The following is a 12711-nucleotide window of genomic DNA, read 5'->3' as shown; positions in this document are numbered from 1 at the left end:
ATTTGAAAAAGTGGCTATGTGTCGTATTGCTTTTCGTTTTATTGCAGCCTTCAGCACAGGCAGCAGGACACGCATATGCGGTAATTGATGCACAAACAGGTAGGATGCTAATGGGGGCGAATGAGCATGTGAGATTACCGATTGCAAGCTTAACGAAAATATGGACAGCTTTAATTGTTCTTGAAAACAGCGAGCTGCATGATAAGGTGACAATTTCAGAGCGCGCTGCACTAAGTGAAGGCTCTTCTATTTATTTGGAAAAAGGGCAGACGTATTCAATTGAAACATTGCTTTATGGTCTTATGTTGCGCTCTGGCAATGATGCGGCATATGCGCTTGCCGAGCATGTGGGAGGCTCTGTGGAGGGCTTCGTTTATTTAATGAATGAGCGCGCACAGCTAGCGGGCTTGTCGGCTACAAAGTTTAGCAATCCATCTGGCTTACACAATGAGGAGCATCTTTCCTCAGCTTATGATACCGCGCGTATGCTCCAAATCGCGATGCGCAACGAACAGTTTAAAAAAATCGCCTCAACCGTTATTTTTAATGGCGAGCAAAGCTGGAAAAATAAGCATCGCCTTTTATCAGAAAATAACGGCGCAGTTGCAGGCAAAACAGGCTATACAAAAGTAGCGGGTCGCACGCTTGCCACCTATTTTCAAAAAGAGCAAAAACACTTTATTGTTGTGACATTAAATGAATCAAATGACTGGCGCGTGCACACTGCGCTTGCTGACCATATCGCTAGCAATTACGCCGAGCGCACCTTAGCGAAAAAAGGAATATATACAGTAGCAGGCGAAAAAATAACGGTTAATGAGCCGATAAAAATGCTTGTGACGAAAGCGGAAGTGCGTGATATGCAGCATGTTGTCTATTTGCCAACAGACCCCCATAAAAAGGAAGCGATATGGTATGTATATGATAAGGGGCGCCCTGTACACGCTGTAGCTGTACAAAGAGAATAAGAAAAAGACAAGGGCTGTCTGAAAAGTCATTTTGAGAAAACCTCTTTGCGGTGAGAGCAGTGACAATTGATTGTGAATGCCGTATGAGTGAGTGTTTTTAGCAAATATTTAATATGAGAGATGGGGCTGTCCGAAAAGATATATACTTTTCGGACAGCCTCTTTAATATGGATAGGAACCTGAGAAAATTATAATTAGTTTAGCCATTTAAAACTGTTTCGATAGATGGTAAAGAGCCACCTGCTAACTTTCAGGGGGAAGGATACAATTTCAGTTGAACCGAATCAAATGGTTAAGCACGTTGTAAAATTTAATAATAAAAGGATTTATAATTCTTTACAGCTGTTTTACAGGTAATAGGAAGAAGGGGCAGGCAGAAGTATAAAGGAGAGGGCTCTAGACTAATCAAAAATTATGAGGTAAGACACCTTCAGCATGAAAGTATTTTACTTATGAAATAATTTTCTTATTTCTGCATAATTTTTTCATATTTATTGATTATACTTGTCTTTACATGATTAGCTGGGAGGGAGCAGTTGTGAATAAATTATCTACAAAATTAGCAATTAGCTTCTTTTTAGTTGTGCTAATAATGGAATCCATTCTGATGTACTTCCTTCATAAAAGCACGATTAATACAAGGGTGGAGGAGGAGTTTTCTTTACTATTAGCAAATGGTTCAAATCATCGTGATGTGCTTGTTGGGTATTATTCAGAAACTACTTTGAGGCACATTTCTTTAATGGAGAAGAATGGCAATCGAGAAGTGATGATTACGAATAAACATGGTGATATTATAAGCAGCTCAAACCCTTCACACATGGTACAGGAGGACGATCAATTCTTTATTAAGAATCTTCACACTGAAAAAGACGACATCATTATCTCTGATTGGAGAAGTTCTGCCTATATCGTCAGTGTTCACCCGTATAAAGTGGATGAAGAGCGTTCGGGCTTTGTGATTATGCTGCAAAACACAAACTCGCTTAATCAAATGGTAGATAAAATGAATATGCATTTTGTTTTATCAGGCATTGTAGGCTTTATTGTACTATTTATCATCTATGTCATGCTATCAAAAATTATTACGAGACCTTTAATGCGCATGAAGGAAGCAACAGAAAAATTAAGTAAGGGAAATTTTAAAGTGAGCTTGCCTAATTTGGGAAAGGATGAGCTTGGTGAATTATCGCACTCCATTCATAAGCTAGCGAACGACCTTGAACACTTGCAAAACGATAGAAATGAGTTTTTAGCAACGATTGCACATGAATTAAGTACACCACTTACTTATTTAATAGGTTACTCAAGAATTGCGATGAGAGAGGAAATTAGCGTAAATGAACGTCAACGCTATATTGAAATTATTGGTGAAGAAGCAAATCGTATGAAGGATTTAGTGAAAAATTTATTGGATTTGGCTCGCATGAATGAGACGACATTTGATATATATAAAGAAACTTTTTTTGTCAGACCATTTTTAGAAAATGTTTGTAAACTTGTTGCATCCTCTTACAATTTAAAAGAAATAAAACTAGAGCTAGCTTGTGAGGAGCGGCTTCAAGTTTATTCTGATCAAACACGCTTAGAGCAGATTGTTCTAAACCTATTGGATAATGCATTGAAGTATTCAAATAAAGATTCAATTGTTGTTTTACAGGCTGAAGAAAAAAATGGGAAAATAGTTATTGCTGTAAAGGATACAGGGATTGGCATTCCAGTTGAAGAGGTTGAATATATTTTTGAAAAACTTTATCGAGTGGAGAAGTCACGTTCTCGTTCAAATGGAGGTTCTGGAATAGGCTTAGCGGTAGTGAAGGAACTCGTTGTAGCACTTGGCGGAACGATTGAAGTGAAGAGTAAAGAAGGAAAAGGAAGTACGTTTACAATTACAATTTAAAGGTGGTATTGAAGTACAATGCATACTGTTCTTTTAATTGATGATGAGCAGAGGATGTTAGATTTAGTGGAACTCTTCCTACTACCACAGGGTATGAGATGCTTGAAGGAAACAAGTGGTGAAATAGGACTCGAAATACTGAAAGAAAAAGAGGTTGACCTTGTCCTTTTAGACGTGATGATGCCTTATATGGATGGTTGGCAAGTATGTGCAAAAATTCGCGAATTTTCAAATGTCCCAATTATTATGCTAACAGCACGTGCCGATAAAATTGATTTAGTAAAAGGGTTGAATTTAGGTGCTGATGATTATATTGCTAAGCCTTTTGATGAAAGGGAATTAATAGCAAGAGTGAATGCACAACTACGCCGTGCTTCAGAAAATAGCAAATCCTCAAAAGCTGTTATTCGCTTTGAAAAGTTTATTTTAGATACGGAAATGTACGCCCTACACTACGAGCATTTAACGACACAGCTCACATACAAGGAGTTTGATATCTTAAAAGCACTTATTTCTAGACCTTTTAAAACCTTCGCACGCGAAGAATTATTAAATGTTGCATGGGAATATGAGACTGAAATAGATATCCGAACAGTGGATTCCCATATTCGAAATTTAAGAGAGAAGTTAAAAAAAGCTGGTTTTCCAGCAGATACGTTTTTAAAAACAGCGTGGGGAATAGGGTATAAATGGAATTAAGATGTTGAAAATGGAGGGAAATAAAATGAAGCATAAGCTAATTTTAGCTCTAGTAATGAGTGGGAGTTTATTAACGGCGTGCGCGCAAGAGGAGGAGGCAGTGAAGAAAATTGAAGCAACAGAAATAAAAGAAATGGTGCAATATTATACGGCACGCAATATCACTGCAAAGTCCGCGTCTATTACCGCTACACAGTTAGTTGTGACAAACGATAACGAAGAAAAGGAAGTTTATGAGTTACCAAAAGAGGAGTTTTTTGTGTCCATCGCACCTTACATAAATGAAACACATCCTTGTCATAACCATAGCTTAACAGGTTGTCAAGGAGAGTTAGTCAAGGAAGAATTTGATATTTATATTGAAGACGAAAAGGGCAATGTTGTTGTAAATGAAACATTGCAGACGGGAGTAAATGGATTTATTGACTTATGGTTGCTGCGTAATCAAACATATCAAATTAAAATACAGCATGGTAGTAAACTGGTTGAATCTGAATTTTCTACTTTTGATAAGGATGGTACTTGCATTACTACACTACAATTAACTTAAAGAATTAGGGGGATGAAATGTCGAGTTTTTTGTCTCAAATAGGTCAAATGTTGAGTGAGCCGTTATCTTTATTTTTAAATTCATATAATCATTCGCCAATTATTGCTGCACTGTTACTAGGGCTAATTGGTGCAGTCGCTCCGTGCCAACTTACGGGGAATATTAGTGCCATTACATTGTATGGTAACCGCACGATTCAAAAGAATGCTAGCTTAGGCATTATTACTTCATTTATTGCTGGTAAAGTAGTTGTGTACAGTATAATTGGATTATTTGCTTGGCTATTTGGTCAAGCATTTGAAACAGCATTAACAACATATTTTCCGTTGTTTCGAAAGGGCATTGGTCCATTGTTAATTTTTACTGGACTCGTGCTGATGGGCGTTTTAAAATTAAAGTTTTTAAATCGCATAACAAGTCATATGCCATTGAAACTAATGCAGGGGAAATTCGGCTCATTTTTATTAGGCGCTAGTTTTGCGATTGCATTTTGTCCAACAATGTTCGTCATCTTTTTTGTCTGGCTTATGCCCATCGTTGCTTCAAGCTCTTACGGCTTAGCATTGCCAGCCGTTTTTGGTATTGCAACAACAATTCCATTATTAATTGTTTTATATCTCATCTGGTATTTTGATGTAAAGGGCTTAGTAATGAAAAAAAGCATGAAAATCGGAAGACTACTTCAACAAATAGCAGGGGTATTGCTCATTATTGTTGGTCTTTTCGATACGATTACTTATTGGGGCTAAAGGTACTCAATCAAAGGCATAGATAAATTGCGAAATCTCCAAGTTAACTATAAGTAAGGATAAATTAATTGAAAAAGCGTTAGCCAAATATAGAAAATCAGCATCACCACCACATAAAAGGTGCTGATTTTTTACTTGGAGCTTTATCATGTGACAAATTTGTCACGTCTAAATGTGAAATAAAGCTATTTTTCTTTAATAATGGCGCAAAGTGTGACATAATTTTCAACAGGTTCAGGCGCAAATGAAAGGGTTTTCGAACAATCAATCAATGAGGTGATCTTATGGAACGATTACAAAAAGTGATTGCTTATGCGGGTGTGGCATCCCGTCGTAAAGCAGAGCAACTAATTGTAGAAGGAAAAGTAAAGGTAAACGGTAAAGTTGTCAAGGAGCTGGGTACGAAAGTATCTAACTCTGATACAATTGAGGTAGAAGGTGTAAGGCTTGAGAAGGAAGATAAAGTGTATTTCCTATTATACAAGCCAAGAGGCTATATTTCGGCAGTAACAGACGATAAAGGACGTAAAACGGTAACGGATATTTTTAAAAAACATGTGCATCAACGCATATTCCCAGTAGGTCGCTTAGATTACGATACAACGGGCTTATTGTTGTTAACAAATGATGGGGAGTTTTCTTATTTGTTAACACACCCTAAGTTTAAAATTGATAAAACATATATTGCGCGTGTGAAAGGTGTGCCGACAATCGAAGGCTTAAAAAAGCTACAGCGCGGCATTAAATTGGAGGACGGCAAGACGGCTCCAGCAAAAGTAAGCATGACATCATTTGATGAGCAGGCGAGCAAAGCGATTTGTGAAATCACTATTCATGAGGGGAAAAACCGCCAAGTGCGTAGAATGTTTGAAGCAATAGGAACGCCCGTTGTAAAGCTGAAGCGAGAGCGCTTTGCTTTTTTAGATTTAACAGGTTTAAGCCCAGGAGAGTACCGGGAACTGACAAAGCATGAAGTAAAATTGCTGCGTGTATTGGCTGAAACAGGGAAGATTGAGTAAACGTTCATAATTCATTCAAAAGTGCTTTATATTAAAAATTTGTTATTTGTTATAATAATAGGCGGGAGTAGACTGTGTGAGGAGGGTTATACGCAAATGGAAAAAAAGAAAAAGCGTTCAATTATGCGCGGTATTATTTTAGGTGTATTACTCGCTGCAATTGTTTATACGGTTTATACGACAGCGACAAAAGATAAAGTGGAAATGCTAAAGGAAGGGTCGAAAGCGCCTGACTTCGAGCTTGTTGATTTAAACGGTGAAACACATCGCTTATCAGATTATGAAGGAAAAGGTGTGTTTTTAAACTTCTGGGGTACTTGGTGCCCTCCATGTGAGCGTGAAATGCCAGCGATGGACCGCCAATACGATGCATATAAAAGTCAGGGTGTTGAAATGTTAGCAGTTAATATTGCGCAATCTGATTTTGAAGTGCAAAGGTTCATTTCTAATTTAGGGGTCGATTTCCCTGTTGTTATTGATAAAACGAGAAGTGTGCAAAAAGCATATAACGTAGGAGCAGCTTTGCCTGCGACGATTTTAGTGACACCAGACGGGAAAGTGAAAAAAATTATTACCGGTGAAATGAGTGAGGCAGATATCGCTTCATATATGGAATCCATTAAACCGGAATAGGAGTTTGACAGATGGAAAAAATCATTTGTACTTGTAAGCATGAAAATCCAATTGGCACAAAGCTTTGTGAAAAATGTGGACGACCGTTAACGGTAGAGGAGCAGGAAAAACAAGTAGTTGATATGCGTTATGACGGTATTGCAATTCGCTCTAAAACGCGTAATAAATCGCTTATCGATAAAATTTGGAACTTTTTCTCTAGCGTTAAAGTAGGAGTTACTTTAATTATTATTACGCTTATTGCAGCGTCAATCGGAACGATTTTCCCACAGGAATTTTATGTGAATGTTGCAACAGATGCTGAAAAAGCAGCATATTACAAAGATGTCTATGGAACAATCGGAACGCTTTATTATAGCTTAGGTCTGTCCGATTTATATTCATCTTGGTGGTTCCAAGTAATTGTTGGAATGCTAGCTATTTCGATTATTGTAGCAAGTATTGACCGAGGTATTCCGTTACATCGCTCTTTAACAAATCAGAGAGTAAAGCGTCATACGAGCTTTATGAAACGTCAGCGCGTCGTAGCAGAAGGACAGCCTGCTAAGCAAGCGGATAAAACGCTTGATTTAATTGAACAGCAAATGCAGCAATTAAAATACAAGGTGCGTCGTGAGGACAATGCATTATTTGCAGAAAGAGGACGCTTTGCACGTTATGGTCCGTATATTAATCATCTTGGATTAATTATTTTTCTAGGTGCCGTTATGCTACGCTTATTGCCAGGCTTTTATGTTGATGAGTCGATGTGGCTACGCGAGGGTGAGACACGTGCTATTGATGGAATGGACGGCTATCTTTTATACAGCGATAAATTTATTTTAGAAACGTATGATAACGACCCGCAAGGCGAACAGTTGCGTCAAGGCGTCAATGTTGTTGCGAAAAACTTCCAAACAAACGTAACGCTCTATAAGCAACAAGAAGGTGCCATTCCTGGACAAACAGCGGATTTAGAGGAAGTGAAATCCTATGAAATCCGTGTCAATCATCCATTAAAGCATGATGACTATGCTATCTATCAAATGGACTATCGCCTAAACGAATTAAAAGTTATGAATTTTGAATTGCAAAATAAAGCAACTGAAGCATCGTTAGGTGAAGTAAGTATCGATTTAACGAATCCGCAAAAAGAATATATTATCGATGAGCAAACAAAAGTAGAGCTTGTTTCTTATTTGCCGGATTTCTCAGGCTTTAAGGATGGTGTGCCACAAACGGCTACACCATATCCAAATAATCCGGCATTTATTTTCCGTATGTTTACACCTGAAACGCCAGAGGGTGAAACGAGCTTTGTGGCGATTCGCGAAACATTAGAGCCATTAGGAGATAATCAATATAAAATGAAGTTTGCTAGTGTGGAAACACGCAATATGTCCGGCTTGACGATTCGCAAAGATAAATCGATTCCAATTTTATTTGTTGGGGGCTTCATCTTTATGCTAGGTGTTGTCATCGGTTCATATTGGAGCCACCGTCGTTTATGGGTGGAGCAGTTAGAGGATGGGACAGTGCGTCTTGCTGCACATACAAATAAAAACTGGTTCAGCATGAAAAAAGACTTAGACGCTGTTACAACACACGCTTATTTACCACAATACCTGGACCAAGTAGAAAAAGAACAAGAACAAAAGGAAAAGGAAGGTGACAACTCCTTATGAGTTTACTTCAGTTAAGCGGCTATCTATTATATGCTGCATTCATTTGTTATTTAATCGCTACAATCTTGTTTGGTGGTGCAATTAAACCATCAAAAGTAAAAAATGCACCAGCCTCTGCTGAGAAATGGGGCAAGCTAGCCATTACGATAACTATTATTGGCTTTGTTTCAAATATTGGCTACTTTATTACACGCTGGATGTATACAGGACATGCACCTGTAAGTAATATGTTTGAATTTACGACAGCATTAGGTATGTTTATTGTTGGGGCATTTATCGGAAGCTACTTTATGTACAGAGTAGCTGTAATCGGGGTTGTAGCATTGCCAATTGCTATTATAATTATTGCCTATGCTGCGATGTTCCCAAGAGAGGTTAGTCCATTAGTTCCTTCATTACAAAGTCATTGGCTAACAATTCATGTTATTACGGCTGCTCTTTCTCAAGCTGTATTAGCGATTAGCGCCGTTGCAGGATTAGTTTATTTATTAAAGCATGTAGATGTGAAAAGAGCTTCAAAGGAACGCTTTTTCTTAGAAGCAGTTATGTTTTCTTTAGTGCTTGTCATTGGCTTCGTTGTGTCTTCTGTTACATTTGGTGCAATGGGCTATAGTGCAACATATCAATATGTCGATAAAGAGGGTAACACAAGCCGAGTTGAATATCATAAGCCCGCTATCTTTGGGATGAATAAATATGTAGAAGTAGAGCTAGTTGATGCAGAGAATAAAATATATGAGCCTGTGGCTAAAGAAAATCAATCATTCCAACCATTAGTAGAGATGCCTCCACTTGTGAATGCTAAAAAATTGACAACAGTCTTTTTCTCTCTAATATTTGGTACTGTTATTTACTTGCTTATTCGCTTAATTACACGTCGCTCAATTTCGGCAATACTTCAACCATTAGTGAAAAAGGCAAATTCGCCACTTATGGATGAAATCGGATATCGCTCGATTTTAATTGGCTTCCCAATGTTTACATTAGGCGCATTAGTATTTGCCATGATTTGGGCTCAAGAAGCATGGGGACGCTACTGGGGTTGGGACCCTAAAGAGGTATGGGCTTTAATTACATGGCTATTCTATGCGGCATTTTTACATTTACGCCTATCAAAAGGCTGGGAAGGTAAAAAATCAGCATGGCTTGCTTTAATTGGTTTTACGATAATCATGTTTAATTTGGTGTTCGTTAACCTAATTATCGCTGGCTTACATTCATATGCATAGTAAGGAGCGCCTAAACAGCCGTGCAGTTGCCGGCTGTTTAGACGCTTTTGTTTGCTGTTTAGATAAAATGTTAGTTCGGTGAGGCAGAGAGTACTTTTGGGAATATGAAAACATAGAGGCTAGCAGTAGTTCCTCTAAGTAAAGGGGGTGCTGTTCAAATCTCGCCTTTTTTGGTATTTGAGGAATATATATTTTCAAACCTGTTGATTATGTAAATATTGTCTATTTATTAGCGTGTTTATAGGGGGAAATGCTTTTCAATAGGCATACACTTGTTGATTGGAGTGAAGGGGCGACTCCATTGGAATCAAAGGTAAGGAGGCTAAGGTCGTCACGCACTGTGGCAACGCCTCCATGACCAACATCGTGTTGACCTCGAGCTGAAAATCTATTTATTTCGGCATTCACCGAAATAAATTAATGGAAGCCGCACCCTCCGTAATGGAAATCAATGAATTACTAGGTGATCTCTGTGAAATAAAGGCTAATTAACACGCCTGAGATACTTTCCCTAGAAAAGCTAACCAACTCGCTATTTCTGAAGTATCACCAGAAAAAATAATCATAAAGCGTTTCGCTAAATATGTGATATTATGTCGTATTAGGACATTCCTTTCCTTTTCAATTTGGTGTTGAAACGTTACAATAGAAGATGTAGAAAGTAGGAAAGGGGATACACCAGTGTCTGAAAATATTTCTGTATTAGTAGTAGATGATGAAGATCGTATTCGCCGTCTATTAAAAATGTACTTAGAGCGTGAAGGATATATTGTAGATGAGGCTGAAAATGGGGAAGAGGCAGTTACAAAGGCATTTGAACATGATTACCATTGCATTCTTTTAGATATCATGATGCCTGAAAAAGATGGTCTACAAGTATGTGAAGAAATTCGTGAAAAGAAAACAACACCAATTATTTTACTGACAGCAAAAGGTGAGGAAGCAAACCGTGTACAAGGCTTTGAGCTTGGCGCTGACGATTATATCGTGAAACCATTTAGCCCGCGCGAAGTGGTGCTACGCTTAAAAGCTATTTTACGACGTTCAGCAGCATTTGCACCTGTTTCAAATGGCTCGACTTCCAAAGATTTAGTTGTATTTCCACATCTAACGATTGACCATGATGCCCATCGTGTTACTGCAGACGGTGTAGAAGTAAATTTGACGCCGAAGGAATATGAACTTCTTTATTTTCTAGCTAAATCACCTGATAAAGTATTTGACCGTGAGCAATTATTGAAAGAAGTATGGCATTACGACTTCTTTGGTGATTTACGTACTGTAGATACGCATGTAAAGCGTTTACGTGAAAAGTTAAATCGCGTGTCTGAAAGCGCAGCGAAAATGATTGTAACGGTTTGGGGCGTAGGCTATAAATTTGAGGTTGTGAATGAATAGAATATGGAATAGTATTGTCGGGAAGCTGTGGGGAACCATATTGCTTCTCGTTTCCTTTGTATTATTTATCTTCACGGTGTTCATGCTGGAGTTTTTAGAAAATTATCATAGTGCCAGGGCCGAAGAGACATTGCGCCAAACTGCCTCGACAATTGCGAACATTGTTGATGGTGATTTAACAGATAATTCACCCTATGAAATTATTCGCAGTGTATTACACGAGGGGACAAATGCGCTCATTGTAGAAAATCCTGATGGTGCTGTTTATGCCATTCAAGAAGGAATTAATCAAGAGGGTATACAAGCGCAAATTTTACAGGATAAAGCGTTCGAAAATATTTATGCAAGTAGCCAGCCAATTTTGCAGGAAATGATTTTACCATCACAAAAGAATGAAGATAAGATGGAAACATACGTTGTACTCGCGTTTCCATTAAAGGGTGATGCGGCTTTACATGGTGCAGTGTTTATTTATCAAAATCCAGATGCGATGCATGAAACAAGTAAGGAAACGACAAAAATTGTCTTTATTTCAGCGCTTATTGCTTTTGTCTTAACGACGTTTTTTGCCTTTTTCTTATCAAGTCGTATTACTTATCCTTTAAGAAAGATGCGTGAGTATGCCTTTGAAATTGCAAAAGGCCGCTTCGATTCACAAGTGCCGACAACACAAAATGATGAAATTGGACAGTTAGCTGTTGCTTTCAACCAAATGGGGCGTCAGTTGAAGCATCATTTAGAAGTAATTAACCAAGAAAAAGAGCAGCTATCGAGTATTTTAACATCGATGACAGATGCTGTAATTACGTTTAATCGTGACAGGACGATTTTAGTTAGCAACCCGCCAGCAGAGCGACTTTTGCAAAAATGGTTTGTTGCGAAAGGGGCACAAAGCACAAAGCCTATTCCTGCTGAAATTTATCATATGCTGGACCATGTGCTCGATTTTGAGGATAAAATTGAAGAAGAAATTGAAATGGATGGCTCCTACTATAGCATTGCCATTAGCCCGCTTTATAGTGGGGAGCTTGTGCGTGGTGCAGTAGCTGTAATTCGCGACCAAACAGAGCAGCATCGTTTGGAAAAGCTACGCTCTGATTTTATTGCCAATGTTTCACATGAATTGCGCACGCCCATTGCAATGCTACAAGGCTATTCTGAAGCTATTTTAGATGGCGTAGTTATCGATGAAGATGAGCGCAATGAAATGATTAAAATTATTTATGATGAGTCACAGCGAATGGGACGACTTGTCACAGATTTACTTGATTTAGCACGAATGGAATCAGGACATATGCGCTTATATAAAAATCTCATTCCACTTGTACCTGTGCTTGAGCGCATGACGCAAAAATTCGCACAAGTAGCAAAGGAAAAGCATGTAGATTTGAGCTTCATCACGAATATCGAAGAGGATGTAGTGATTAATATTGACGAAGACCGCATTGAGCAAGTGTTGACAAACTTGGTTGACAATGCACTGCGCCATACACCTGTTGATGGTGCTGTAACAGTGTCCGCAACTTATGAAAAATCCTATGCAAAAATCGAAGTGCGGGATACAGGAATTGGTATTCCAAAAGATGATTTACCATATGTTTTTGAGCGTTTTTATAAAGCAGATAAAGCGCGAACACGCTCCAAAGGCGGTACAGGGCTAGGTTTAGCGATTGCCCGCAATATCGTTGAGGCACATAATGGAAATATTGCGGTAACAAGCGTTGAAAAAGAAGGAACTGCATTTACTTTTTATTTGCCATTGTAATAGAATAAGAGGGTGTGGGAAATCGGATTTTCCCACACCCTTTATCTATTTAAGAAGGTGAACTATGAATTTTTAAAGTTTAAAATAAGAAGAAATTCCCAATATATAAAATGAAACTTTTTTACTGGATGTACGAC

The 12711-nt window shown here is 38.3% G+C and carries 11 protein-coding genes; all 11 read left to right on the top strand.

Going from position 1 to position 12711, the window contains the following annotated elements; genetic code table 11:
- Nucleotides 1-2 precede the first annotated feature (2 nt).
- The 11 genes from MHH70_RS05725 (at nucleotide 3) to MHH70_RS05675 (ending at nucleotide 12574) form a co-directional block, all read left to right on the top strand.
- On the top strand, nucleotides 3-968 hold the full coding sequence (locus MHH70_RS05725; protein WP_066171048.1) for a D-alanyl-D-alanine carboxypeptidase family protein: 966 nt from the start codon (nucleotides 3-5) through the stop codon (nucleotides 966-968).
- Between the two features lie 538 nt (nucleotides 969-1506).
- A complete protein-coding gene (locus MHH70_RS05720) occupies nucleotides 1507-2868 on the top strand; it encodes a HAMP domain-containing sensor histidine kinase (RefSeq protein ID WP_342472785.1) in 1362 nt (453 codons plus the stop codon).
- A gap of 18 nt (nucleotides 2869-2886) precedes the next feature.
- Nucleotides 2887-3567 (top strand): response regulator transcription factor, encoded by a 681-nt coding sequence (locus MHH70_RS05715; protein ID WP_107942370.1) that lies wholly within the window; start codon nucleotides 2887-2889, stop codon nucleotides 3565-3567.
- 25 nt (nucleotides 3568-3592) lie between these two features.
- The gene (locus tag MHH70_RS05710) at nucleotides 3593-4117 is read left to right on the top strand and encodes a CueP family metal-binding protein (RefSeq protein WP_342472784.1); all 525 of its coding nucleotides are present in this window, start codon (nucleotides 3593-3595) and stop codon (nucleotides 4115-4117) included.
- A 17-nt stretch (nucleotides 4118-4134) separates the two neighbouring features.
- On the top strand, nucleotides 4135-4866 hold the full coding sequence (locus MHH70_RS05705; protein ID WP_107942372.1) for a sulfite exporter TauE/SafE family protein: 732 nt from the start codon (nucleotides 4135-4137) through the stop codon (nucleotides 4864-4866).
- Nucleotides 4867-5150: 284 nt separating this feature from the next.
- Nucleotides 5151-5885: a pseudouridine synthase gene (locus tag MHH70_RS05700; RefSeq protein WP_342472783.1), complete on the top strand. Its 735-nt coding sequence runs from the start codon at nucleotides 5151-5153 to the stop codon at nucleotides 5883-5885.
- Between the two features lie 96 nt (nucleotides 5886-5981).
- A complete protein-coding gene (gene resA, locus MHH70_RS05695) occupies nucleotides 5982-6518 on the top strand; it encodes a thiol-disulfide oxidoreductase ResA (protein ID WP_066171039.1) in 537 nt (178 codons plus the stop codon).
- Nucleotides 6519-6529: 11 nt separating this feature from the next.
- Nucleotides 6530-8182 carry a cytochrome c biogenesis protein ResB gene (locus MHH70_RS05690; protein WP_342472782.1) on the top strand — a complete coding sequence of 551 codons (1653 nt, stop codon included), beginning with the start codon at nucleotides 6530-6532 and terminating at the stop codon, nucleotides 8180-8182.
- Entirely contained in the window at nucleotides 8179-9411 is a 1233-nt protein-coding gene (gene ccsB, locus MHH70_RS05685; RefSeq protein ID WP_107942374.1) for a c-type cytochrome biogenesis protein CcsB, read from the top strand. The genes MHH70_RS05690 and ccsB overlap by 4 nt, the downstream gene beginning before the upstream one ends.
- Before the next feature lie 681 nt (nucleotides 9412-10092).
- On the top strand, nucleotides 10093-10809 hold the full coding sequence (locus tag MHH70_RS05680) for a response regulator transcription factor (RefSeq protein WP_066171025.1): 717 nt from the start codon (nucleotides 10093-10095) through the stop codon (nucleotides 10807-10809).
- The gene (locus tag MHH70_RS05675) at nucleotides 10802-12574 is read left to right on the top strand and encodes an ATP-binding protein (RefSeq protein WP_342472781.1); all 1773 of its coding nucleotides are present in this window, start codon (nucleotides 10802-10804) and stop codon (nucleotides 12572-12574) included. Before MHH70_RS05680 ends, MHH70_RS05675 begins: the two co-directional genes overlap by 8 nt.
- Nucleotides 12575-12711 lie beyond the last annotated feature (137 nt).

Origin of the sequence: Metasolibacillus sp. FSL H7-0170 (assembly GCF_038593115.1) — a bacterium.
In the GTDB taxonomy this organism is placed as follows: Bacteria; Bacillota; Bacilli; order Bacillales_A; family Planococcaceae; genus Metasolibacillus; species Metasolibacillus fluoroglycofenilyticus.
This window is presented reverse-complemented; position numbering and strand designations above follow the sequence as displayed.

Excerpts from the sequence above, each read along its gene's own strand:
- resA (WP_066171039.1), top strand. The coding sequence starts at position 5,982 with ATGGAAAAAAAGAAAAAGCGTTCAATTATGCGCGGTATTATTTTAGGT.
- MHH70_RS05690 (WP_342472782.1), top strand. The coding sequence starts at position 6,530 with ATGGAAAAAATCATTTGTACTTGTAAGCATGAAAATCCAATTGGCACA.
- MHH70_RS05675 (WP_342472781.1), top strand. The coding sequence starts at position 10,802 with ATGAATAGAATATGGAATAGTATTGTCGGGAAGCTGTGGGGAACCATA.
- MHH70_RS05715 (WP_107942370.1), top strand. The coding sequence starts at position 2,887 with ATGCATACTGTTCTTTTAATTGATGATGAGCAGAGGATGTTAGATTTA.
- MHH70_RS05705 (WP_107942372.1), top strand. The coding sequence starts at position 4,135 with ATGTCGAGTTTTTTGTCTCAAATAGGTCAAATGTTGAGTGAGCCGTTA.
- ccsB (WP_107942374.1), top strand. The coding sequence starts at position 8,179 with ATGAGTTTACTTCAGTTAAGCGGCTATCTATTATATGCTGCATTCATT.
- MHH70_RS05710 (WP_342472784.1), top strand. The coding sequence starts at position 3,593 with ATGAAGCATAAGCTAATTTTAGCTCTAGTAATGAGTGGGAGTTTATTA.
- MHH70_RS05700 (WP_342472783.1), top strand. The coding sequence starts at position 5,151 with ATGGAACGATTACAAAAAGTGATTGCTTATGCGGGTGTGGCATCCCGT.